This is a genomic window from Streptomyces sp. NBC_00096 (assembly GCF_045041305.1).
Taxonomy (GTDB): Bacteria; Actinomycetota; Actinomycetes; order Streptomycetales; family Streptomycetaceae; genus Streptomyces.
Window position 1 is genome coordinate 5,091,202 of record NZ_CP108221.1, and the last position, 23,663, is coordinate 5,114,864.

General features: G+C 72.0%; 21 protein-coding genes. 16 read left to right on the forward strand and 5 right to left on the reverse strand.

Going from position 1 to position 23,663, the window contains the following annotated elements:
• Positions 1-76 precede the first annotated feature (76 nt).
• Genes pelF through OG904_RS22460 form a run of 4 tightly spaced genes read left to right on the forward strand, consistent with a single transcriptional unit; the run spans position 77 to position 4,638 of the window.
• Complete coding sequence (pelF, locus tag OG904_RS22445; protein WP_405493676.1) at positions 77-1,591, forward strand: GT4 family glycosyltransferase PelF; 1,515 nt, start codon at positions 77-79, stop codon at positions 1,589-1,591.
• Complete coding sequence (locus OG904_RS22450; RefSeq protein WP_405493678.1) at positions 1,588-3,117, forward strand: hypothetical protein; 1,530 nt, start codon at positions 1,588-1,590, stop codon at positions 3,115-3,117. Before pelF ends, OG904_RS22450 begins: the two co-directional genes overlap by 4 nt.
• Before the next feature lie 10 nt (positions 3,118-3,127).
• A complete protein-coding gene (locus tag OG904_RS22455) occupies positions 3,128-3,805 on the forward strand; it encodes a spherulation-specific family 4 protein (protein ID WP_405493680.1) in 678 nt (225 codons plus the stop codon).
• Positions 3,802-4,638 carry an endo alpha-1,4 polygalactosaminidase gene (locus OG904_RS22460; protein WP_405493682.1) on the forward strand — a complete coding sequence of 279 codons (837 nt, stop codon included), beginning with the start codon at positions 3,802-3,804 and terminating at the stop codon, positions 4,636-4,638. Before OG904_RS22455 ends, OG904_RS22460 begins: the two co-directional genes overlap by 4 nt.
• Here the strand turns inward: OG904_RS22460 and OG904_RS22465 are convergent.
• Entirely contained in the window at positions 4,635-5,456 is an 822-nt protein-coding gene (locus OG904_RS22465; protein WP_405493684.1) for an adenosylcobinamide-GDP ribazoletransferase, read from the reverse strand. The genes OG904_RS22460 and OG904_RS22465 overlap by 4 nt on opposite strands.
• A gap of 70 nt (positions 5,457-5,526) precedes the next feature.
• On the opposite strand from OG904_RS22465, the gene OG904_RS22470 reads away from it, so the two are divergent.
• Positions 5,527-6,291 (forward strand): hypothetical protein, encoded by a 765-nt coding sequence (locus tag OG904_RS22470; protein ID WP_405493686.1) that lies wholly within the window; start codon positions 5,527-5,529, stop codon positions 6,289-6,291.
• 103 nt (positions 6,292-6,394) lie between these two features.
• Here OG904_RS22470 and OG904_RS22475 read toward each other — a convergent pair whose 3' ends face one another.
• Positions 6,395-6,673 carry a hypothetical protein gene (locus tag OG904_RS22475; protein ID WP_405493688.1) on the reverse strand — a complete coding sequence of 93 codons (279 nt, stop codon included), beginning with the start codon at positions 6,671-6,673 and terminating at the stop codon, positions 6,395-6,397.
• Positions 6,674-6,686: 13 nt separating this feature from the next.
• Positions 6,687-7,478 carry a PspA/IM30 family protein gene (locus OG904_RS22480; RefSeq protein ID WP_405493690.1) on the reverse strand — a complete coding sequence of 264 codons (792 nt, stop codon included), beginning with the start codon at positions 7,476-7,478 and terminating at the stop codon, positions 6,687-6,689.
• 268 nt (positions 7,479-7,746) lie between these two features.
• Here OG904_RS22480 and OG904_RS22485 point away from each other — a divergent pair, with 268 nt between their 5' ends.
• Together OG904_RS22485 and OG904_RS22490 are read left to right on the forward strand one after the other, a co-directional pair.
• Entirely contained in the window at positions 7,747-8,355 is a 609-nt protein-coding gene (locus tag OG904_RS22485) for a DUF3043 domain-containing protein (RefSeq protein WP_405493692.1), read from the forward strand.
• Between the two features lie 89 nt (positions 8,356-8,444).
• Positions 8,445-9,167: a class I SAM-dependent methyltransferase gene (locus tag OG904_RS22490; protein ID WP_405493694.1), complete on the forward strand. Its 723-nt coding sequence runs from the start codon at positions 8,445-8,447 to the stop codon at positions 9,165-9,167.
• A 149-nt stretch (positions 9,168-9,316) separates the two neighbouring features.
• Here OG904_RS22490 and OG904_RS22495 read toward each other — a convergent pair whose 3' ends face one another.
• Positions 9,317-9,529 (reverse strand): hypothetical protein, encoded by a 213-nt coding sequence (locus tag OG904_RS22495; protein ID WP_405493696.1) that lies wholly within the window; start codon positions 9,527-9,529, stop codon positions 9,317-9,319.
• A 104-nt stretch (positions 9,530-9,633) separates the two neighbouring features.
• On the opposite strand from OG904_RS22495, the gene OG904_RS22500 reads away from it, so the two are divergent.
• The 8 genes from OG904_RS22500 to OG904_RS22535 all read left to right on the forward strand — a co-directional run bounded on the left by OG904_RS22500 (position 9,634) and on the right by OG904_RS22535 (position 21,642).
• A complete protein-coding gene (locus OG904_RS22500; protein WP_405493698.1) occupies positions 9,634-10,839 on the forward strand; it encodes a bifunctional adenosylcobinamide kinase/adenosylcobinamide-phosphate guanylyltransferase in 1,206 nt (401 codons plus the stop codon).
• Positions 10,840-10,914: 75 nt separating this feature from the next.
• Positions 10,915-11,976 (forward strand): nicotinate-nucleotide--dimethylbenzimidazole phosphoribosyltransferase, encoded by a 1,062-nt coding sequence (cobT, locus tag OG904_RS22505; RefSeq protein ID WP_405493700.1) that lies wholly within the window; start codon positions 10,915-10,917, stop codon positions 11,974-11,976.
• Between the two features lie 291 nt (positions 11,977-12,267).
• Positions 12,268-14,004 carry a phosphatidylglycerol lysyltransferase domain-containing protein gene (locus tag OG904_RS22510; protein ID WP_405498193.1) on the forward strand — a complete coding sequence of 579 codons (1,737 nt, stop codon included), beginning with the start codon at positions 12,268-12,270 and terminating at the stop codon, positions 14,002-14,004.
• The gene (locus OG904_RS22515) at positions 14,001-14,792 is read left to right on the forward strand and encodes a hypothetical protein (RefSeq protein ID WP_405493702.1); all 792 of its coding nucleotides are present in this window, start codon (positions 14,001-14,003) and stop codon (positions 14,790-14,792) included. The genes OG904_RS22510 and OG904_RS22515 overlap by 4 nt, the downstream gene beginning before the upstream one ends.
• A gap of 71 nt (positions 14,793-14,863) precedes the next feature.
• Complete coding sequence (locus tag OG904_RS22520) at positions 14,864-16,042, forward strand: sensor histidine kinase (RefSeq protein WP_405498195.1); 1,179 nt, start codon at positions 14,864-14,866, stop codon at positions 16,040-16,042.
• A gap of 118 nt (positions 16,043-16,160) precedes the next feature.
• Entirely contained in the window at positions 16,161-16,880 is a 720-nt protein-coding gene (locus OG904_RS22525) for a response regulator (RefSeq protein WP_405493704.1), read from the forward strand.
• A gap of 159 nt (positions 16,881-17,039) precedes the next feature.
• Positions 17,040-20,171, forward strand: coding sequence for an efflux RND transporter permease subunit (locus OG904_RS22530; RefSeq protein WP_405493706.1), 3,132 nt, complete (start codon positions 17,040-17,042; stop codon positions 20,169-20,171).
• A gap of 310 nt (positions 20,172-20,481) precedes the next feature.
• Complete coding sequence (locus OG904_RS22535; protein WP_405493708.1) at positions 20,482-21,642, forward strand: hypothetical protein; 1,161 nt, start codon at positions 20,482-20,484, stop codon at positions 21,640-21,642.
• A 93-nt stretch (positions 21,643-21,735) separates the two neighbouring features.
• On the opposite strand, the gene nadA is transcribed toward OG904_RS22535, so the two are convergent.
• The gene (nadA, locus tag OG904_RS22540; RefSeq protein ID WP_405493710.1) at positions 21,736-22,938 is read right to left on the reverse strand and encodes a quinolinate synthase NadA; all 1,203 of its coding nucleotides are present in this window, start codon (positions 22,936-22,938) and stop codon (positions 21,736-21,738) included.
• 296 nt (positions 22,939-23,234) lie between these two features.
• Here nadA and erpA point away from each other — a divergent pair, with 296 nt between their 5' ends.
• Positions 23,235-23,591, forward strand: coding sequence for an iron-sulfur cluster insertion protein ErpA (gene erpA, locus OG904_RS22545; protein WP_214949940.1), 357 nt, complete (start codon positions 23,235-23,237; stop codon positions 23,589-23,591).
• Positions 23,592-23,663: the final 72 nt, after the last annotated feature.

Consider the following 23,663-nt stretch of genomic DNA (forward strand, 5'->3'; position numbering starts at 1 on the left):
ACACGTACCACCTAGCGCCGGCGTTCCGTGATCCATGGGCGCCGGCCCCTTTTCCGTCCTTGGGGGGACACACCACATGAGTCATGGGCGTCACGTCACCATGCTCACCGAAGGCACCTACCCGCACGTCCACGGGGGCGTCAGCACCTGGTGCGACCAACTGGTCCGCGGCATGCCGGAGGTCGACTTCAACGTCATAGCCCTGACCGGCTCCGGACGCGAGCCGGTCACCTGGGAACTGCCGCGCAACGTCTACCGCCACACCGCCGTTCCGCTCTGGGGCGCTCCGCCGGCCCGCAGGCTCCGCTCCGGTCTGCGGGGCAAGGGCCGGCGCCGCTTCACCGAGACCTATGAGACCTTCCTGCTCTCCCTGCTCGACCCCGCTCGCGGGGGCTTCTCCGAATCCCTGCGCGAACTGGCGCTGCTGGCCCGCTCCGGCCGGCTCGCCCCGGCCCTGCGCTCCGAGTCCGTCCTGCGCCTGCTGATGGACGTCTGGACCCGCCCGGGGCTGGTGACCGCCGCCGCCGAGCCCACCATCCATGACGCTCTCACCGCCACCGACCTGCTGGAACACGCTCTGCGCCCGCTCGGCGTGCGCATCGCGCCGGACAGCGTCGCGCACGCCGTCAGCAGCGGACTGGCCACCCTGCCGGCCCTCGCCGCCAAGTACCTCGACAGGGTGCCGTTCCTCCTCACGGAACACGGCATCTACCTGCGCGAGCGCTATCTGGGCTACCGCAGCGCCGAACAGCGCTGGCCCGTCAAGGCGCTCATGCTCGGCTTCTACCGCGAGCTCAACACCGAGGGCTACCGGCAGGCCGACCTGATCACCCCCTGCAACCAGTACAACCGCCGCTGGGAGGAGCGCGGGGGCGCCGACTCCGAGCGGATCCGCACCGTCTACAACGGCGTCGACCCGCACGCCTTCCCCGAGGCCGGTCCCGAGCCGGAGGTGCCCACCCTCAGCTGGTGCGGCCGCATCGACCCGATCAAGGACCTCGAAACCCTCATCCGGGCCTACGCGTTCATGCGCGGGGAACTGCCCGCCCTGCGGCTGCGCCTCTTCGGCCCGGTCCCGGCCGGCTGCGAGGACTACAAACTCAAGCTGGAGAAGCTCGCCGCCGAACTGGGGGTCACCGACGGGATCTCCTACGAGGGCCGCATCAGCGAGGTGGCCAGGGCCTACGCGGCCGGCTCCGTCGTGATGCTCTCCTCCATCAGCGAGGGCTTCCCCTTCTCCATCATCGAGGCCATGTCCTGCGGCCGCACCACCGTCTCCACCGACGTGGGCGGGGTCCGCGAGGCCGTCGGCGACACCGGCCTCGTCGTCCCGCCGCGCGAGCCCGAGACCATGGCCCGCGCCACCCTCGCCCTGCTCCGCGACGACGAACGCCGCGCCGAGCTGGGCCGGATGTCCCGCAAGAGGGTGGTGGAGAAGTTCACCCTCCACCAGTCCGTGGACGGCTTCCGCCACATCTACCGCGAGCTCGCCGGCCAGCCCGTCCTACCCGTCCACGTCGGCGACGAGTGGACCCAGCGCCTCGCCGACCCCTGGTACAAGGAACTCGCGGCCGACGGGAGCCTGTGGTGAGCGGATCACTTTGGCTGAAAGTTCCCGGCGGCGACACCCTTCCCGCCATCCCGCGCCCCCGGCGGAGCGCCTCCCCGGCCGCCGACCCGATGGACGAACTCGCCGAACGTCTCGACGTGTTCATCGCCGCCGCCGTCCACCCCGACGAGATCGCCGCCATCCTCGAATCCGACGGGATGACCGACGAGCACATCCGCCTCGCCTACGGGCGCCAGGACTCCTTCGGCCTCGCCGAGGAGCTCTACGCCCGCGTCCCGCGCTCCTTCCCGGAGCCCGAACGCGTCCCCGACCCCTGGAAGGTCTCGCTCACCGCCTGCCTCCTGCGCGGGGTCATCTTCGCCCTGCCCGGTCTCGCCTACCTGCTGGGCGCGCCCCTGCTGGAAGGGCCCAAGGACCGGCTGGGGCTGCCCGCCGGGACGCTGACCCTGCTCGCCGGGGCCCTCATCGGCTGGGTCTGGGACCAGACCCTGTCCCACCGGGCCTACTCCTGGCTCGGCCTCGGCGACCGGGCCGCCGCCGGGCGGACCCTGCTGCTCGGCGCCCCCGCGGGGGCCCTGCTGGGCACTGCCGCCGCACTGTCGGTACCCGGCGGGCCCCCGTTCTCCTACGCCTTCGCCGCAGGTCAGGCCCTGTACGTCGGGGCCGCCACCGTCCTGCTGGTGCTCGGGCGGGAGCGGCTGCTGCTGGCCGCGCTCGCGCCGATGGCCGCCGGGGCGGTGCTCTCCCTCTTCCTGGAACTGCCCGTCCCCGTACGGGTGTTCCTGCTGGCGCTCTCCCTCCTGGCCGCCTGCGCAGTGGCGGTACGGGAACTGCCGCTGGCCGACGGCGTACGGGCCCTCGCGCTCCGCGTCCGCGGCTGGACGGAGCGCCGGCCGGGCGAGCGGGGCCCGGTTCGTTGGCGGATGCTGCGCGGCGCCGAGGAGGAGTACGGGCCGCGCGGCCCCCGGCTCGGGGACTCCGTGCCGTACGGGGTGTTCGGCCTGGGCACCGGCCTGCTCGTGCTGTACGCCGCCCTGGGGGAGGTGCTCGCCGGCGGTCCCGCCGAGGCGGTCGCGGCCCCCTCGGCGGTGGCCCTCACCCTCAGCATGGGCCCCGCCGAATGGCTGCTCCACCGATTCCGAAGCGGCAGCCTCGCAGGGCTGCGGGCCGCCCGCTCGCCCCGGCAGTTCTGGCTGCGGATGCTCGCCACCCTGACCCAGTGCCTCGCCGCCTACCTGGCGGTGCTGCTGGCCCTCGGCGCCACCGGAACCCTGCTCTGGCCCGGCGCCCCAGGCCTGACAGGCGCCCGCGTCGCCACCCTCCTGCTGCTCGGCACCGTGATGTGGACCGGGCTGCTCCTGCAGTCCTTCGGGGCGGTCCGACCCGCCGCGGTGGTCTGCGCCTCAGCAGCCGTCGCACAGAGCCTCGCCCTGCTGACCGGCATCGGGCAGCCCCGCGCGGTCCAGCTCCTGGTGGCGGGCACAGCCGCCGCCGTCCTGGCCACCCTGGTCTGCCTGCTCCTCGGCCGCGCCACGGCCCACAGGTGAAGGCCCACAGATGAAGAAGGACCCCATGCTGCTGGTGCCCCTCTACGAGCACCCCGCCGACCGGCCCGAGGAATGGGAGCTGCTCATCCGCTCCGCCGGCCGGCTTCACTCGGTCGTGCTCAACCCGGCCAACGGGCCGGGCGCCGCCCCCGACGAGCGGTTCGCCGCCGTCGCCGAGCGGCTGCGCGCGGCCGGGGTGCCCGTCCTCGGGTACGCCGACACCGACTACGGGCGCCGCCCGCACGCCGCCGTCGTCCAGGACATGCTGCGCCACCGCGACTGGTACGAGGCCGACGGGACCTTCCTCGACCAGGCGGCCGCCGGGCCGGAGTTCCTGCCGCACTACAAGCGGCTCGTCGTCGCCGCGCGGGCCGCCGGAGCCCGTACCGTCGTCCTCAACCACGGAATGCACCCGCATCCCGGCTACGCCGAACTCGCCGACCTGCTCGTCACCTTCGAGGGGCCCTGGGACGCCTACCGGGACGCGGCCGCCGTGCCCCAGTGGACCGCCGACCACCCCGCCCACCGGTTCTGCCACCTCGTGTACGCCGTCCCGCCGGGCGCCCCGGCCGCCGAACTCGCCGGACGGCTGGCGGCCCAGCGCGGGGCGGGGGTGCACTGCGCGGTCCCCGGGACCGGTGCGCACCCGTGGGGGACCCTGCCGTACGTCCTGGAGGCCGCCGGATGAGACGCCGGACCACCGGCCGTCTGCTGGTCCTCGTACCGCTCCTGCTGCTCGCGGCCTGCACCGCCGCCCCGGACGAGGACGGGGACCAGCCCGACGACCTCTCGCCCGCCCCGGCGCCCGGGCAGCGCTGGCAGCCGCGCCCGGGGGTCAGCTGGCAGTGGCAGCTGACCGGGAAGCTCGACACCTCGGTGAAGGCGGCGGTCTACGACGTCGACGGGTTCACCACCACCAAGGAGCAGGTCGCCGCGCTGAAGCAGGCCGGCCGGCGGACCATCTGCTACCTGTCGACGGGAGCCTGGGAGGACTTCCGGCCCGACGCGGACTCCTTCCCGCAGGCACTGAGGGGGCAGGGCAACGGCTGGGAGGGCGAGCGCTGGCTCGACATCCGGCGGTCCGCGGAGCTGGAGCCCCTGATCGCCAAGCGGTTCGACATGTGCCGGGACAAAGGCTTCGACGCGGTGGAGCCCGACAACATGGACGCCTACCGCAACAAGTCCGGCTTCCCGCTCACGGCCGGGGACCAGCTGACGTACAACCGGCTGATCGCCAAGCTCGCCCACGACCGGGGCCTGTCAGTCGGCCTGAAGAACGACCTCGACCAGATCCCGGACCTGGTGGGAGACTTCGACTTCGCGGTCAACGAGCAGTGCGCCCAGTACGCGGAGTGCACGCGGCTCACCCCGTTCATCAAAGCGGGCAAAGCCGTCTTCCACGTGGAGTACGAACTCCCCGCGAGCCGCTTCTGCGCGACCACCAGCGCCCTCGAACTCAGCTCCCTCGAGAAGAAGTCCGAGCTGGACGCCTGGCGCAGGACCTGCGGCCAGGCCCACTAGCCCAGGGCCAGTACCACCAGGGCCGTGGTCGCCGAGACCTCGGCCAGGGCTCCGAACACGTCACCGGTGACCCCGTCGAAGCGGCGCACGCAGCGGCGGAGCAGGAGTTCCGCGGCCAGCAGGGCGGCCGGCACCGCCGCCGCGTGCTGCGCGGCGGACGGCAGGCCCAGCGGTAGCGCGGCCGCGGCGGCCAGGACCACGGTCAGCCCCGCGATCGCGACGGCGGCGCCGCGCGGCACGACTCCGGCGACCGCAGCGCCCAGCCCCTCGGGGCGGGCCGGTGGAACCCCGTCGCGGGAGGCCAGGGTCATGGCGAGCCGGGCGGTGACGGAGGCCAGCACGGCGGCCAGGGCGCCCCGGATCCAGCTGTCGGCGTACACGTTCGCCAGCGCCGCGACCTGGACCAGCAGCACGAACACCAGCGCCACCACCCCGAAGGGGCCGATGTCGGACTGCTTCATGATGCGCAGCGCGGCGTCGGCGGGCTTGGCGCTGCCCAGTCCGTCCACCGTGTCGGCGAGGCCGTCCAGGTGCAGGGCGCGGGTGAGCGCCGCCGGCACCGCCACGGTGACGGCCGCGGCGAGCAGCGGACCGCCGCCGCCCAGCAGCAGCAGTACGCCGGGTACGGCCGCCAGGAGTCCCACGACGAGCCCGGCGAGCGGGGCGCAGGCCATCCCGGTGCGGGCGGCGGGGCGGTCCCAGCGGGTGATGCGCGCGGGCAGCACGGTGAGCGTGCCGAAGGCGAAGCGGACCCCGTCGAGCAGCGAGGCCCGGTCCGGGGGCGGCGTCAGGGGCGGGCCGTCGTACGAATCTGTCATCGGCGCGAACGCTACCCGCTCAACATGACCGGTAAGTTACCCATTACGGCCCAAATCGGGAGGTGGTGGCATGGGTCACTGGTGGTATCGCAACATTGTGGAGCCGGGGAAGCTCCCGCTGCTCCTGGCCCTGGTCTCTTTCGTCCTGTCCTTCCTGGTCACCCGCGTGATCACCCGGATGATCCGGGCGGGGCGCGGGCCCTTCAAGAACGTCACCCCGGGCGGGCTGCACATCCACCACGTCGTACCGGGCGTGATCCTCGTGATCATCGGCGGTTTCGGTGCGATCGGCAGCAGCCGGCACAGTTTCGGGGCGGGGCTGTCGGCCGTGATCTTCGGGCTGGGCGCGGGACTGGTGCTGGACGAGTTCGCGCTGATCCTGCACCTGGACGACGTCTACTGGAGCGAACAGGGCCGCAAGAGCGTGGAGATCGTGGTCCTGACGGCGGCGATCGTCGCGCTGGTGCTGGGCGGGTTCCTGCCGTTCGGGGTCAACGACCTCTCCGCGGACGAGCGGCACAGCCGCGGGCTCGTGGTCATGAACACGGCCACCAACTTCTTCCTGGCCCTGATCGCCCTGTGGAAGGGCAAGGCGCGCACCGCGTTCTTCGGCACGGTCATCCCCTTCGTCGCGCTGATCGGCGCGATCCGGCTGGCCCGGCCCGGCTCCCCGTACGCGAAGAAGTTCTACGCGAAACGGCCGAAGGCCCGCGCCAAGGCCGGACTCCGCGCCTTCCACCACGACCGCCGGTGGGCGGCGCCGCGCCGCAAGTTCGAGAACTTCATCGGCGGGACCCCGGACCCCGAGCGGACCTCCGACAACGAGCTGCGCTGACACAGGAGCTGCGCCGACACAGGAGCTGCGCCGACGTACGAGAAGGGCCCGCCCCCGAGTGGGGCGGGCCCTTCTCGTACGTCCTGTGGCCTGCGGGCGCGCCTCAGCCCGGGATCAGGCCGTCGTCGCTGAGCATCTCCCTGACCTCGTCCAGCGAGGCATCGGGCGCGGGCAGGATCAGCTCGGACGGCTCCAGCGCCTCGTCGGGCAGCGGCTCGCCGAGCCGCCGCACGGCGCCGAGCAGCTCGCCCAGCGTGCGCCGGAAGCCCTCCTCGTCACCGCTCTCCATCTCCGCGAGCAGCTCGTCGTCCAGCCTGTTGAGCTCGGTGAAGTGGCTGTCGGCCAGCTTCACCTGACCTTCCCCCATGATGCGGACAATCATGACGGACCCCGTCCTACTGCTTGTCGAACCGGTGCTGGGTCTGCGACTGCTGGCCGGTGCCCGGGGCGCCGCCCTCGATGGCCTGCTGCTGGGCGGAGGGACCGCCCGCCAGCTCGGCCTTCATCCGCTGGAGCTCCAGCTCCACGTCCGAACCGCCCGAGATGCGGTCCAGCTCGGCCTGGAGGTCGTCCTTGGCGAGCCCGCTCGAGTCGCTGAGCGCGCCGGAGGCGAGCAGCTCGTCGATCGCGCCGGCGCGGGCCTGCAGCTGCGCCGTCTTGTCCTCGGCCCGCTGGATGGCGAGGCCGACGTCGCTCATCTCCTCGGAGATGCCGGAGAAGGACTCGGCGATCCGGGTCTGCGCCTGGGCGGCCGTGTACGTGGCCTTGATGGTCTCCTTCTTGGTGCGGAAGGCGTCCACCTTGGCCTGCAGCCGCTGCGCGGCGAGGGTCAGCTTCTCCTCTTCGCCCTGCAGGGTCTGGTGCTGCACCTCCAGGTCGCTGACCTGCTGCTGCAGCGACGCGCGGCGGGACAGGGCCTCACGGGCCAGGTCCTCGCGGCCCAGCGCCAGCGCCTTGCGACCCTGGTCCTCCAGCTTGCTGGACTGGCCCTGGAGCTGGTTGAGCTGCAGCTCCAGCCGCTTGCGGGAGGTCGCCACGTCGGCGACGCCCCGGCGCACCTTCTGAAGCAGCTCCAGCTGCTTCTGGTACGAGTAGTCGAGGGTCTCGCGCGGGTCCTCGGCCCGGTCCAGGGCCTTGTTCGCCTTCGCGCGGAAGATCATCCCCATACGCTTCATGACACCGCTCATGGGCTTCGCGCGCCCCCTTCTAGACGGACTTCGCTCCAGGTCACCAACAGTCGCGATCCTCGATCACCCGAGACGACCGCCACAGAACCCACAGTACGGGCCCTGCCTCCATTACCGCACTGTTCGAGGGGGGATGCGCTCCTCCTCCAGGACGACTGCTCCGTCGCGGGGTCAGGCGTAAGGAGTAGGTGCTCCCCCCAGGGAAGACGCCCGCCGTTGCCGGATCGTTCCCCACCGGGGTGGGGTCCCTGCCCGCAACCACGTAGGCTTGGGTTTTGTGTTTGGTAGCCGCTCCTCCAAGGAAGAGAAGGCCGCCGCCACCGACAAGGTGAGCGCCGACCTCTCGCAGTCCCGTGACCCGCAGGCCCCGAAGGGCCGCCCGACGCCGAAGCGTGCTGTGGCCCAGTCGCAGCGCAAGGCCGTGGTGGCCTCGACCGGCAACCGCAAGGAGGATGCAAAGCGATCCCGTGAGCGCCGCAGGGTGGAGATGGCCCGGCAGCGCGAGGCCCTCGCCAATGGTGACGAGCGTTATCTGCCCAACCGCGACAAGGGTCCCGTGCGCCGTTTCGTGCGCGACTTCGTCGACTCCCGCTTCTCCGTCGCCGAGATGTTCCTGCCGCTGGCCGTGATCATCCTGGTGCTCAGCATGGTCCGGGTGCAGAGCCTCCAGAACATCGCGCTGCTGATGTGGCTCGGTGTGATCGCGCTGATCCTCGTCGACTCCGTCGGCATGTTCATCCGTCTGCGCAACGCCCTGAACAAGCGCTTCCCGGACGAGCCCAAGCGCGGCGCCGTCGCGTACGGCCTCATGCGCACGCTCCAGATGCGCCGGCTGCGTCTGCCCAAGCCGCAGGTCAAGCGTGGGGAACGGCCCTGAGCCCAGGGACGCCCGGAGCGTTCGGCGGGGGCGGATTCGCGGACGGGGCCCGGCTCTGGCTGGAAGGCCTGGGCGGGCTCCGCAACGCGGTGCGACAGGAGCTCGTCGGCCGCCAGGTCGACGAGCAGATCGCGCACCGCTTCCCCGTCGGGCAGCGGCTGCGCGTCCTCGACGTCGGCATGGGCCAGGGGACGCAGGCGCTGCGCCTGGCCCGGGCCGGCCACATGGTGACGGGCCTGGAGCAGGACCCGGCCATGCTGGCGGTGGCCCGTGAGGTACTGGCCGCCGAGCCCCCCGGGATCCAGGACCGCGTCCGCCTCATGGAGGGCGACGGCCGCGAGACCGGCGCGCACTTCCTGCCCGGCAGCTTCGACGTCGTGTTCTGCCACGGCGTGCTCATGTACGTGCCCGAACCGGACGCCATGCTCGCCGGGCTGGCCCGCATGCTGGCCCCCGGCGGTCTGCTGTCCCTGCTGGTGCGCAACGGCGACGCGCTCGCCATGCGGCCCGGCCTGCAGGGCGACTGGACGGCCGCACTGGCCGCCTTCGACACCGTCGGGTACACGAACCGGCTCGGCCTGGACGTGCGCGCCGACCGGCTGGCCACGCTGACCTCGACCCTGTCGGGGATCGGCGCCCCGCTGCAGACCTGGTACGGCGTACGCGTCTTCACCGACGGCACCGAGGCCGGGACGGACCTCCCGGGCGACGCGGAGCTGGAGCGGCTGCTAGCCGCCGAGGACCGCGCCGGGCGGACCGACCCGTACCGCGGGGCCGCCGCGCTGCTGCACCTGTGCGGCGTACGGGGCTGAGCGCGCGGGATCCCGTACGAGCCGGATCCCGTACGAGCCGGATCCCGTACGAGCCGGATCCCGTACACGCCGGATCCCGTACACGCCGTACCCCGTACATACGGCAGAGCCCGGGCCCCCGAAGGGGTCCGGGCTCCCGTATGCCCGGGTCAGAGCTCGGCGGCCGCGCGCAGGCTCATCGTGTACAGCTGGACCCCGCCGTCGTCGGACAGCTTCACCTGCTCGGTGCCGCCCTCCAGCAGTTCCTTCCAGTACTCGCCGATCCACGACTCGGCGTCCCCCTGCGTGGTGAACTCCTCCGGCACCACCGACGGGCTCGTCTCACTGCCGTCGGCCGTCTCGAACCGCCACGTCCACGCCATGTCCGCCTCCGTTGCTCGTCCGCGTCTCACACGCTTCTCGCCTTGAGTGTGCCCGCAGACTAACCGGGCGCGCAGCAGTCCCGGCGACGCGGGAGGATCATCCTGTGGAACTCACTCTGCTCGGCACCGGCACACCCGAAGGACTGCCCCGCCCCGGCTGTCCCTGCGCCGTCTGCGCGGTCTGCGTCGGGCCCCGGTCGCGCGCCGCCACCTCCGTGCTCGTGGACGGGGCGCTGCTGCTCGACCTGACCCCCGGAGCGGTGCTCGCGGGGGCCCGCGCGGGGCATTCGCTGGCCGGCGTGCGCCAGGTCCTGCTGACGCACCCGCACGACGGCCCGCCGGTCGAGCTGCCGCCGGGGCTGCCGGCGGCCGGGCGGGTGCCGGACGGGCGGGAGCTCGCGGTGATCTCCGGGCACCGGGTGCGGGCGGTGGCGATGGACGCCCCGGGCACCGGGTACGAGGTGACCGGGCCGGACGGCGCGCGGATGCTGTACCTGCCGCCCGGCGGGGCCCCCGCCGGGGTGAACGGGAGCAGCGGCCGGCGCCCGTACGACGTGGTCCTCGCGGATGTGCTCGGCCGGCCCGAAGCGCTGGCGCGGCTGCGGGCCGGCGGGGCGGTGGGCCCGGCCACGGACGTGATCGCCGTCCACCTGGACCACGACACCCCGCCGGGCGCGGAACTGCAGCGCCGGTGCGCGGCCGCGGGCGCGCGGGCGCTGCCGGACGGGACGACGGTGGTGGCCGGGGAGTACCGGGCGCTGCCCGAAGTCCCGCGCCGGACCCTGGTGCTGGGCGGCGCCCGGTCGGGCAAATCCCATGAGGCGGAGCGCCGGCTGGCCGGCTACCCGGAGGTCGTCTACGTCGCCACGGGCGGTACGCGCGAGGGCGACCCCGAGTGGGCCTCGCGGATCGGTATCCACCGGGAGCGCCGGCCCTCGTCCTGGCGGACGCTGGAGACCTGCGACCTGGTGCCGCTGCTGGCGCAGGAGGGGCCCGCACTGCTGATCGACTGCCTGGCGCTGTGGCTGACGGACGCGATGGACCGGGTGGGGGCGTGGGACGACGCGGTCTGGGCGGAGCGGGGCGCCAAGGAGCTCCGGGAACGGACCGAGGAGCTCGTGGCAGCCGTCCGTGCGACCCGCCGCCCGGTGGTGCTGGTCAGCAACGAGGTCGGTTCGGGCGTGGTCCCCGCGACCGCGTCGGGGCGGCGCTTCCGCGACGAGCTGGGGAGGCTGAACTCGGGGGTCGCCGGCGAGTGCGAGCACGTGCTGCTGGTGGTCGCGGGCCTGGCGCTGGTGCTGAAGGAGTAGCCCCGTGATGCGGGGCCGGAGCCCGACCGCCGAGGCCGTTCGGGCCCGTTGGGGGGCCGCTGTACGCTCTGGCAGATGACCACGCTGAATCTCGACGACTTCTCCGATCTGATCGAGCGCCCCGACGGGGGCGTGCGGCGTGACGCCGAGGAACGCCGTGAACGGCAGGCCGTGCCGGCCGGAGCGCTGGGGAGGCTCGACGAACTCGCCGAGTGGCTCGCCGCCGCGCAGGGACGGGTGCCGGTCCAGCCGATCGTGCGTCCGCGCGTCGTGCTGTTCGCCGCCGACCACGGGATCGCCGCCGAGGGGGTGTCCGTCCGGCCCGCCGGCAGCGCCCACGAGCTGGTGCGCTCCGTCCTGGACGGGAAGAGCCCGGTGGCGATCCTGGCCGCGCGGTTCGGCGCCTCCGTGCGGATCGTCGACGCGGGCCTGGCGTGCGACCCGGCGCTGCTGCCGGCGGAGATCACCAAGCACCGGGTGCGCAGCGGCAGCGGGCGGATCGACGTGGAGGACGCGCTCACGGCCGAGGAGGCCGCGGACGCGCTGCGGCTCGGGATCCGCATCGCGGACGAGGAAGCCGACTCCGGGACCGACCTGGTCGTCCTCGGGGACCTGAGCGTTGGCGGGACCACCGTCGCCGCGACCCTCGTCGCCGCCCTGTGCGGCACCGACGCCTCCGTGGTCACCGGCCGCGGCGGCGTACCGATCGACGACCTGACCTGGATGCGCAAGTGCGCGGCGATCCGCGACGCGCTGCGACGCGCCCGGCCCGTCCTCGGGGATCAGGTCGCGCTGCTGGCGGCCGTCGGCGGTGCGGACGTCGCCGCGATCACCGGTTTCCTGCTCCAGAGCGCGGTGCGCCGCACCCCCGTCATCCTCGACGGGGTCGTCTCGGCGGCCTGCGGACTGGTGGCCCAGCGGGCCGCCTTCCGGGCCCCGGACTGGTGGCTGGCCGGGCAGGCCAGCGGGGAGCCCGGCCAGGCCAAGGCCCTGGACCGGATGGCGCTCAACCCGGTGCTCGACCACGGCGTCACTGTGGGAGAAGGAACCGGGGCGTTGCTGGCACTGCCCCTCGTCCAGGCGGCCGCCGCACTCGCGGCGGAGCTCCCGGAGAGGGCAGCCGAGCCGGCCGAATGAGTCACCGGGGCCCGCAGTCCTGACCGGGCCGTGGCCCCCGGGGCAGCCGAGCTCGGACCGCGATGCCCCATATCATCGCTTTTTATGGGAGAGGTCCGTTTGACCAGCGCAGAGACCGAGCGGAAGACCGACCGAGGAACCGGTGGGGATCCGAGCGGCAACGGCAAACCAGGGGGCGGCCGCCAGGACAAGGTCCAGGGGCCCGGCCAGGGGAACGGCCAGGGGCCCGGCCAGGGGAACACCCGGGAGGGTGGGCGGGGAAGCCTCCGATCGAGGCGCAGCGCCACCTTCGTGGTCTGGTACCTGCGCGCCGTCACCTTCGTCAACCTGCTCAGTGCGGTGTGGTTCTCGCTCGGGCAGGACCTGCGCCGGCACAGCACCGCCGATTTCTACACCCCGTACCTGCTCACGGCGGGCTTCGCCTCCGCGGCGTTCTCGCTGCTGCTCACCGTCACCATGGGCCGCCGCAAGCGGGCGGCCTGGATCCTGAACCTCGTCCTCAGCGGACTGCTGCTGGTGGCCTTCCTCATGGCGGCCGTCGCCTCCTTCACCCCGTGTTCGGGCGGCACGTACGAGTTCTGCTACCCGGAGTTCCGCGGCCACGCCCAGAACTGGGTGGCCTTCGGGCTGACCGCCCTCTTCGTCGGCGCCCTGCTGCTGGGCCGCCGGGAGTTCTACGCCAAGGGTGACCGCTCCAACCCGCTGCTGGCCAGTCTGGTCGCCTCCGTCGGCCTGCTGGTGACCTCGCTCGCCGCCGCGCTGATCGTCGGCGCGACCAACACCGACCCGGACGCCGCCGACGCCACCTTCCTGGCCCGCTGGCGGTACGGCGTGATGCGGCTGGTCACCCTGGCCCCCGACGACAAGGCGTACAACTCCATCACCACCCCGGGCTGGGTGGACGTCACCATCAACGTGATGTCGACGCTGCTGCTGCTCGCCGTGCTGTTCGCGGCCTTCCGCTCGCGCCGCGCCGTGGACCCGCTCGGCGAGGAGGACGAGGAGAAGCTGCGCGTCCTGCTCGCCCGGCACGGCGACCGCGACTCCCTCGGCTACTTCGCGCTGCGCCGCGAGAAGTCCGTCATCTGGTCCCCGACCGGCAAGGCCGCGGTCACCTACCGTGTGGTCGGCGGGGTCTCACTGGCCTCCGGCGACCCGATCGGCGACCCCGAGGCCTGGCCCGGCGCCATCGAGCCGTGGCTGGCCGAGGCCCGCGAGCACGGCTGGGTGCCCGCAGTGATGGGCGCGAGCGAGGAAGCCGGGCAGATCTACGCCCGGCACGGACTGGACGCGCTGGAACTGGGCGACGAGGCCATCGTCGAGACCGACGAGTTCACCCTGGAGGGCCGCGCCATGCGCACCGTCCGCCAGGCCTACAACCGCGTCAAGCGGGCCGGGTACACGGTCCGCATCCGCCGTCACGCCGACATCCCGTTCGACGAGATGGACGTGCTCCTGCTGCGCGCCGACGACTGGCGCGACGGCGCGACGGAGCGCGGCTTCTCGATGGCGTTGGGCCGGCTGGGCGATCCCGGTGACGGCCAGTGCGTGATGCTGGAGTGCTTCGACGGGGAGGGCCGGCTGCGGGCCGTGCTGTCCTTCGTGCCGTGGGGCCCCAAGGGACTGTCGCTGGACCTGATGCGCCGCGACCGGGATTCCGAGAACGGTCTGATGGAGTTCATGGTCATCGAACTCCTGGAACGCTCAAAGGAGATCGGAGTCACACAAGTCTCGCTCAACTTCGCCATGTTCCGATCCGTCTTCGAGCGTGGGTCGAAGCTCGGCGCCGGTCCCGTGCTGCGGATGTGGCGCTCGCTGCTGAGCTTCTTCTCGCGCTGGTGGCAGATCGAGTCCCTCTACCGGGCCAACGCCAAATACCGGCCGATCTGGGAACCGAGGTTCATGCTCTTCGAGAAGAGCTCGGACCTGCTGCGGATCGGCATCGCGGCGGGCCGGGCCGAGGGCTTCCTGGAAGCACCCGGGCTGCCGAAGTGGATGCACCGCAGACATCTGGAGAGCAAGCGTTGACGACTGCCTCACTGCGGCGGTTCGCCCGCCGCGAGTGGGGGCCCCTGTACTGGACGGTCCGGGACGCGCTCGTCCACGACAAGTGGCGAGCGATCCCGATGACCATCGGCGCGGTCTGCCTGACCTCGGTCTTCCAGATCGTGCAGCAGACGTCATGGGGCTTCCAGCCGGTCCAGAACCTCGGGTCGGTCAAAGCCGTCGACCCGCTCTGGCTGGCCCTGCTGCGGACCCCCCTGTCGCTGTTCGTACCGGCGCTGGACCTGCCGGTGTGGGGTGCGCTCGCCCAGATCCTGCTCGTCTTCGGCATCTCGGAGATCTGCATCGGCTGGTGGCGCACGCTGGCCATCGGCTACGTGGCCACCCTGGCCGGGACCACGTACGCGCGGATCGGGCTCTCGCTCGGCGCCGACCACCCCTTCGGCCTGCCCGTCTCGGACAAGATCGTCAACGACACCGGGCCCTCGGCGGCGGTGGTCGGGCTCGCCATCTACGTCTGCTGGCGCTACCGGGCGTACGTGACCGGGTCCGTGGTCATCGTGGTGATGATCGGCGAGCTGCTCTTCAAGGACAACCTGGCGGGCAAGGAACACCTGGCGGCCATCGCCTCGGTGATGGCGGTCTGCTTCGTCCGCGCCAAGTGGGGCCCGGAGCGCTCCCGCACCCCGCTGGGGCAGCGCCCGCCCGCGGCGCCGCCCGCCGCGCCGCCCGCGCCCCCGGCCGCAACCCCGCCCTCGGCCCCTCCCGCAACCCCGCCCTCGACCCCTCCCGCACCGCCGCCCCGGGGTTGAGAGCGGGCGCGGGGCCGTACCGTATCGGGGTGACGACACACCTCGGGCCGTTCGCCCCCACGCGGCAGTGGATGCGGGACCATCCGCTGGCCACCGACGCCGCACTGGCGCTCGGGGCACTCGTCTCCATGGTCGTCGGGTCCTTCGCCAACCCGCACGGGGCGCACGGGCCGACCTTCGGCACCCGCACCCCCGACCCGTTCTCCCTGGTGCTCATGGTGCTCGGCGCCGCCGCCCTGGTGCTGCGGCGCCGGCGCCCGCGCGCCGTGCTGGCCGTGACGATCGGGCTCTCGCTGCTGGAACTGACCACCGGGGAACCGCGGGCCCCCGTGGCCATGTGCACGGTCATCGCCCTGTACACGCTGGCCTCCCGCACCGACCGGCCCACCACCTGGAAGGTCGGCCTCGTCACCATGGCCGGGCTGACGGGCGTGGCCATGCTGGCCGGCCCGCTGCCCTGGTACGCACAGGAGAACATCGGCATCTTCGCCTGGACCGGCATGGCCGCGGCCGCGGGCGACGCGGTGCGCAGCCGCCGGGCGTTCATCGACGCCATCCGGGAACGGGCCGAACGGGCCGAGCGCACCCGCGAGGAGGAGGCCCGGCGCCGGGTCGCCGAGGAGCGCCTGCGCATCGCCCGGGACCTCCACGACGTGGTGGCCCACCACATCGCCCTGGTCAACGTGCAGGCGGGAGTGGCCGCGCACGTCATGGACAAGCGCCCGGACCAGGCCAAGGAGGCCCTGGCCCACGTACGGGACGCCAGCCGCTCGGCGCTCAACGAGCTGCGGGCGACCGTCGGGCTGCTGCGCCAGTCCGGCGACCCGGAGGCACCGACCGAGCCCGCGCCGGGTCTGGCGGTCCTGGACGACCTCGTCGGCACCTTCCGCAACGCCGGCCTCCCGGTGAAGGTCATGCTGCAACTGGGCCAGGAGCAGGGCCCGCTGCCCGCCGCCGTGGACCTGGCGGCGTACCGGGTGATCCAGGAGGCGCTGACCAACGTCCGCAAGCACGCGGGCCCGGAGGCCGGCGCCGAGGTCAGCGTGGTCCGGGTGGGCGGCTCCGTGGAGGTGACCGTGCTGGACGACGGCGGCTCCGCGGCGGACCCCTCGCCGGAACCCCGGGAGCCGGGCGGCGGCCACGGACTGCTCGGCATGCGCGAGCGGGCCGTCGCCCTGGGCGGCTCCTGCTTCGCAGGCCCCCGCTACGGCGGCGGCTACCGGGTCCACGCGATCCTCCCGCTCGCCTAGGCGGTCTCTTCCGGATGCTGGCAGGCGACGAGCTCCGGAAGAGACGACCCAGGCGGTCGCCCCGGATCGCGCCGGGCCCGTGGCGGCCCCGCCGGGCCCCCGTGCCTACTCTGACCGTATGACCCAGCCTGCCGAAGCCGTCCCCGCACGACGTGTACGCGTCCTCCTCGCCGACGACCAGGCGCTGCTGCGCAGCGCGTTCAAGGTGCTCGTCGACTCCGAGCCCGACATGTGCGTCGTGGGGGAGGCCTCCGACGGGGCGCAAGCCTTCGAGCTGGCCCGCGGGCTGCGGCCCGACGTCGTGCTCATGGACATCCGGATGCCGGGCACCGACGGCCTGGCCGCCACCCGGCTGATCAGCGCCGACCCGGAACTGGCCGACGTGCGCGTGGTGATGCTGACCACCTTCGAGGTCGACGAGTACGTGGCCGCGGCCCTGCGGGCGGGCGCCTCCGGGTTCCTCGGCAAGGGCGCCGAGCCCGAGGAGCTGCTCAACGCCATCCGCGTCGCGGCGGCCGGCGACGCGCTGCTCTCCCCGGCCGCCACCAAGGGGCTCATCGCCACCTTCCTCGCGCAGGGCGGCGGCGCCGGGGCCACCCCCGCCTCGGGCGCCGCCCACGCGCAGCGCCTCGCCGCGCTGACCGGACGCGAGCGCGAGGTCCTCGTACTCGTGGCGGCGGGCCTGTCCAACGACGAGATCGCCCGCCGGCTGGAAGTCAGCCCGCTCACGGTCAAGACCCACGTGAACCGGGCCATGTCCAAACTGGGCGCCCGCGACCGTGCCCAATTGGTGGTCATCGCGTACGAATCGGGACTAGTCCGGCCCAGGGCGGAGTAGGCCCGCCTACTGCGGACGCGGTATGCCCGGGGTAAGGACGGGACCTGGGGCCGACGCCGGGTCGCCCGCGTGCGGGAGAGGCTGGGGTGCCATCGGGTGTGCCCGACGACACGACCTCGTAGACGCCACTCACGTTCCTGCAGAGAGATCCCCATACCCATGTTCCGGCTGTCCCGCTTCAGCCTGGCCCAAAGGGCGTTGATCGGCCTCGTGTCGCTCGTCGCGCTCCTCTTCGGCGCCATAGCCATCCCGCAGCTCAAGCAGCAGCTGCTGCCCTCCATCGACCTGCCGATGGTCTCGGTGCTCGCGCCGTACCAGGGCGCTTCGCCCGACGTCGTGGAGAAGCAGGTCGTCGAGCCGATCGAAGCCCTGCTCAAGGGCGTCGACGGCATCACCGGCATCACCTCCACCGCCAGCGAGGGCAACGCCGTCATCATGGCGACCTTCGACTACGGCGACGAGGGCACCAAGCAGCTCGTCGCCGACGTCCAGCAGGCCGTCAACCGGGCCCGCGTCCGGCTGCCCGCCGAGGTGGACCCGCAGGTGATCGCCGGCTCGACCGACGACATGCCGACCGTGATCCTCGCCGTCACCTCAGACAAGGACCAGCAGGCGCTGGCCGACCAGCTGAACAAGTCCGTGGTCCCCGTACTGGAGGACATCGCGGGCGTCGGCCAGGTCAGCGTCAACGGCGTCCAGGACCTCCAGGTCACCGTCACCCCGGACAACGCCAAGCTCGCCGCGGCCGGACTCGACGGCGCCGCGCTGGCCCAGGGCCTCCAGGCGGGCGGCGCCACCGTCCCGGCCGGCTCCTTCGACGAGGCGGGCAAGAACCGCACCGTGCGCGTCGGTTCGGGCTACACCTCGCTCGCCCAGCTGGAGGACCTGCGCCTGACCGCCGGACCGGGCAAGCCCGCCGTCCGCCTCGGTGACGTGGCGAGCGTGAAGCAGGAGCCGGCCAAGGCCGACTCCATCACCCGCACCAACGGCAAGCCCAGCCTCGCCCTCGTCCTGACCATGGACAAGGACGGCAGCGCCGTGGCCATCTCGGACGCCGTCAAGGACAAGCTGCCCGAGCTCCGCTCCACCCTCGGCTCCGGCGCCGACCTGGCCGTGGTCAGCGACCAGGGTCCGGCCGTGGCCAAGTCCATCTCGGGCCTGACCACCGAGGGCCTGCTCGGCCTGCTCTTCGCGGTCATCGTGATCCTGGTCTTCCTCGGCTCGCTGCGCTCGACGCTGGTCACCGCGGTCTCCATCCCGCTGTCCGTCGTCCTCGCGCTGATCGTGCTGTGGACCCGCGACCTGTCCCTCAACATGCTGACCCTCGGCGCGCTCACCATCGCCATCGGCCGGGTCGTCGACGACTCGATCGTGGTCCTGGAGAACATCAAGCGCCACCTCGGCTACGGCGAGGAGCGCCAGAGCGCGATCATCACCGCGGTCAGGGAGGTGGCCGGCGCGGTCACCTCCTCCACGCTCACCACCGTCGCCGTCTTCCTGCCGATCGCCTTCGTCGGCGGCATGGTCGGCCAGTTCTTCGGCCCGTTCTCGATCACCGTCACCGCGGCCCTGCTGGCCTCGCTGATCGTGTCCCTGACGGTCGTGCCGGTGCTCTCGTACTGGTTCCTGCGCGCGCCCAAGGGCGTCGTCGAGGGCGACGCCGCGAGCATCGACAAGGCGCGCCGCGAGGCCGAGGAGAAGGAGTCCCGCAGCAAGCTCCAGCAGTTCTACGTACGGGCCCTGGGCCTGGTCACCCGCCGCCGGGTGACCACCCTGGTCGTCGCGGTCGTGGTGCTCGTCGCGACGCTGGGCATGACCCCGCTGCTCAAGACGAACTTCTTCGACCAGGGCGAGCAGGAGACCCTGAACGTCAAGCAGGTCCTGCCCCCGGGCACCTCGCTGGCCGCCGCCGACGAGGCGAGCCGCAAGGTCGAGAAGGTCCTGTCCGAGACCGAGGGCGTCGAGACCTACCAGGTCACCGTCGGCTCCTCCGGCTTCATGGCCGCCTTCGGCGGCGGCACCGGCTCCAACCAGGCCTCGTACGCCGTCACGCTGAAGAGCTCCGACGACACCGACGCCGCCAAGAAGCACATCGAGACCGCCCTCAAGGGGCTCGACGGCATCGGCGACACCACCATCGCGGCGGGCGACGGCTTCGGCAGCCAGAACCTCAGCGTCGTCGTCAAGGCCGGTGACGCGGGGGTCCTCGCCCGGGCCTCCGAGCAGGTCCGCGCCGAGGTCGCCAAGATCTCCGACGTCACCGACGTGCAGAGCGACCTGTCCCAGTCCGTGCCCCGGATCTCGGTCACCGCGACCCCCAGGGCCGCGGAGTTCGGCCTGAACCAGACGGCGCTCGCCGCCGTCGTCGGCCAGGCCGTACGGGGCAACCCGGCGGGCAAGGCCGTACTGGACAACACCGAGCGGGACATCGTCATCCGCTCCGCGCAGCCGGCCACCACCCTGGCCCAGCTGCAGGCGCTGCCGGTGGGCCCGGTCAAGCTCGGTGACATCGCCGAGGTCAAGGAGGTCCCCGGCCCGGTCGCGATGACCCGGATCGACGGCGCCCGCGCCGCGACCATCACCGCCAAGCCGGTCGGCGACAACACGGGCGCCGTCAGCGCCACCCTGCAGTCGAAGATCAAGGCCCTGGACCTGCCCGCGGGCGCCACGGCCACCATCGGCGGCGTGGGGCAGGACCAGAGCGAGGCCTTCGGGCAGCTGGGCCTGGCGATGCTCGCCGCCATCGCGATCGTGTTCATGCTGCTGGTCGCGACGTTCCGCTCGCTGGTCCAGCCGCTGATCCTGCTGGTCTCCATCCCGTTCGCGGCCACCGGCGCGCTCGGTCTGCTCCTGATCACCGGCACCCCGCTGGGCGTCCCGGCGCTCATCGGCATGCTGATGCTCATCGGCATCGTGGTGACCAACGCGATCGTCCTGATCGACCTGGTCAACCAGTACCGGGCGCAGGGCTACGGAGTCGTCGAGGCGGTCGTCGAGGGCGGCCGCCACCGCCTGCGCCCGATCCTGATGACGGCACTGGCGACGATCTTCGCGCTGCTCCCGATGGCGCTGGGCGTCACGGGCGAGGGCGGCTTCATCTCGCAGCCGCTCGCGGTGGTCGTCATCGGCGGCCTGATCAGCTCCACCCTGCTGACGCTGCTCCTGGTGCCGACCCTCTACACGATGCTGGAGCTCCGCAAGGAGCGCCGCCGCGCGAAGAAGACGGCCCGCCTGACCGTGGTCCCCGCCCCGTCCGCCTCCACGCAGGACGAGACCCCGGCCAAGGTCTGACCGTACGCACGCGCCCCGATGGCCCCGCGGGGACGCCGCCGGTCGATCCGGCGCACGGGCCCGGCACCGGCTCCCAAGACCTGATCCTCGTCTTGGGAGCCGGTGCCGTCGGGGCCCCCGGAGGTCTTGCGCCGAGGTCGCCGCGGTGTCCGATGACGTAGGATTTCGGGGCCCGGTCGACTGCCCGGCCCATCCACGACCTCCGTTAAGGACTATGTTGAGCGCGATATCCGCCCCGACCACGGACACCGCGAGGCCGTCGGGTCAGCCGGGCCGCCCTGTGAACGAACCGGGAGGCGTGGCGTCGCGGATGCGGCATCACGCCAACCGGTTCGGCCCGGCCATCGCCGTCTACGCGACGGTGAAACTGAGCGGGTTCGCCTTCTTCATGTACCTGCTGCACTTCTCGGCGGAGTACCGCAAGCGGCCCCTCGGCACCGGTGGCGGCGCCCGGCCGTGGAACGTCCTGGGCACGTGGGACGGGGCGTACTACCTGGACATCGCCGCCAACGGGTACCACCCGCAGGTGCTGGGGCCCAACGTGGAGGTCGTCCCGAACTCCGCCGCGTTCTTCCCGCTCTACCCCGGGCTGATGCGAGGGGTTTCGGAGGTCACCGGTCTCGGTGTCTTCGGCGCGGGCATCCTCGTCTCGGTGGTGGCGTCCCTGTTCGCCGCGGCCGGCATCTACGCGGTGGTCTCGCTGATGAGCACGCCCAAGGCGGGCGTGATCGCGGCCGGACTCTGGGCCCTGCTTCCCGGCTCCGGAGTCGAATGGGCGGTGTACACGGACTCGTTGTTCGTGGCCCTGGCGGCCTGGGCCTGCTACTGCGTCATGACCAGGCAGTGGATCTCGGCGGGTGTGCTCGCGTTCGTCAGCGGTTTCAGCCGGCCGACGGCGGCGGCGATCATCGGAGCCGTCGGGCTGGCGGCGCTGATCGCGCTGTTCAGGCGCCGGGACGGGATCGCGCGTCCGCTGACCGCGATGCTCATCGCCCCCTGGGCGTTCTTCGGCTACATCCTCTGGGTGGGCCACAAGATGGGCGACCTCGGCGGCTACTTCAAGATCCAGCGCGCCTGGGAGCACTACTTCGACGGCGGCCGGTTCATGCTGAAGGCCATCCCGGAGATCATGATCGGGCGCTACCACTACCTGTGGGCCTGGGGCATCGCGGACATCTTCAGCCTCATCATGCTCGTCATGCTGCCCGTGCTGCTGATCCTGTTCTTCCGGCTGCGCCCGCCGGCGGTCCTGATCGTCTTCACCCTGCTGACCATCGTCTCCACCGTCACGAGCCAGCAGATCGTCTCCAACGTGCCGCGCTACCTGCTCCCGGCCTTCCCGCTGTGGATCGCCGTGGCGATCGCCCTGAGCCGGCTCAAGTGGAGCTCGCTGGCGCCGATCCTGCTGATCGTCGGTGTCGCGGCGGGCTGGTACGGCGGCTTCGTCACCTTCCAGCTCGGGACGCCGTAACCGCGCTCCGTACCCGTAGACACACCGAAGGGCCGCCCCTCCTGTGGGGGGCGGCCCTTCGGGCGTCACGGTGGCACGGCGTCGCCGGGGAGGTTACGGAAGGGCGAGCATCCGCTCCAGGGCGAGCTTGGCGAAGCTCTCGGTCTCCTTGTCGACCTGGATCTGGTTGACGAGGTTGCCCTCGGCCAGGGACTCCAGGGTCCACACCAGGTGGGGGAGGTCGATGCGGTTCATCGTGGAGCAGAAGCAGACCGTCTTGTCGAGGAAGACGACTTCCTTGTCCTCGGCGGCGAAACGGTTCGCCAGGCGGCGTACGAGGTTCAGCTCGGTGCCGATGGCCCACTTGGAACCGGCCGGGGCCGCCTCCAGGGCCTTGATGATGTACTCCGTCGAGCCGACGTGGTCCGCGGCCGCCACGACTTCGTGCTTGCACTCGGGGTGGACCAGCACGTTCACGCCGGGGATGCGGGCGCGCACGTCGTTGACCGAGTCGACCGAGAAGCGGCCGTGCACGGAGCAGTGGCCGCGCCACAGGATCATCTTGGCGCCGCGCAGCTGCTCGACGGTCAGGCCGCCGTTCGGCTTGTGCGGGTTGTAGAGCACGCAGTCGTCGAGGGACATGCCCATGTCGCGGACGGCGGTGTTGCGGCCCAGGTGCTGGTCCGGGAGGAAGAGCACCTTCTCGCCCTGCTCGAACGCCCACTCCAGGGCCTTCTTGGCGTTGGACGACGTACAGATCGTGCCGCCGTGCTTGCCGGTGAAGGCCTTGATGTCGGCCGAGGAGTTCATGTACGAGACGGGGACCGTGCTGCCGGCGATGCCGGCCTCGGTCAGTACGTCCCAGCACTCCGCGACCTGCTCGGCGGTGGCCATGTCGGCCATCGAGCAGCCCGCGGCCAGGTCCGGCAGGACGACCTTCTGGTCGTCCGAGGTGAGGATGTCCGCGGACTCGGCCATGAAGTGGACGCCGCAGAAGACGATGTACTCGGCCTCCGGCCTGGCGGCCGCGTCCTTGGCGAGCTTGAAGGAGTCGCCGGTGACGTCGGCGAACTCGATGACCTCGTCACGCTGGTAATGGTGGCCGAGGATGAAGACCTTGTCCCCGAGCTTCTCCTTCGCGGCGCGGGCGCGCGCCACGAGGTTCGGGTCCGACGGCGAGGGCAGGTCGCCGGGGCACTCCACCCCGCGCTCGCTCTTGGGGTCGGCCTCGCGGCCGAGCAGCAGCAGGGCAAGGGGCGTCGGCTGGACGTCCAACGGCTGGTTGTCCAAAGGCTGGGCGGTGGTCACGACACGCACCCTTTCTGTTCTGCGACAAGGGACTTCTGAAGCCATCGCTTCGACTTCTCGTCTATTTGACGCTATCTATCATAACTGGTTCACGTCACTTTGACGATGCCGATAGTGTCGATGTGACGAATTCGCCCGCCCGCTGCGCGGGGTCGCCACCGCGCGGGGGTGTGCGAGCATGGAATTTCTGAAACACGCGTCGGGTCGCGGAATGAATCCGCGGTCCCGCTCGTTGCCACCGACGGCAAGAGTCCGACGTTTCCCCGCCATGGGTGGGGAGCCGCCCACTTCGGGAGTGAATGCAGATGTCCGTACAGGACGAAAAGACCACTGTGAGCGACGGCATCCTCCTGTCCGACGCCGCCGCCGAGAAGGTCAGGACCCTGCTGGAGCAGGAAGGCCGCGAGGACCTGGCGCTGCGCGTCGCCGTCCAGCCCGGCGGTTGCTCCGGCCTGCGCTACCAGCTCTTCTTCGACGAGCGCTCCCTCGACGGTGACGTCGTGAAGGACTTCGACGGTGTGAAGGTCGTCACGGACCGGATGAGCTCCCCGTACCTGCACGGTGCCTCCATCGACTTCGTGGACACCATCGAGAAGCAGGGCTTCACGATCGACAACCCCAACGCCACGGGCTCCTGCGCCTGCGGCGACTCCTTCAGCTAAGCACCGCTGAGCTCGTAGGACCACGAGAGGGGCCCGCCCACGGATTTCCGTGAGCGGGCCCCTCTCGCACGT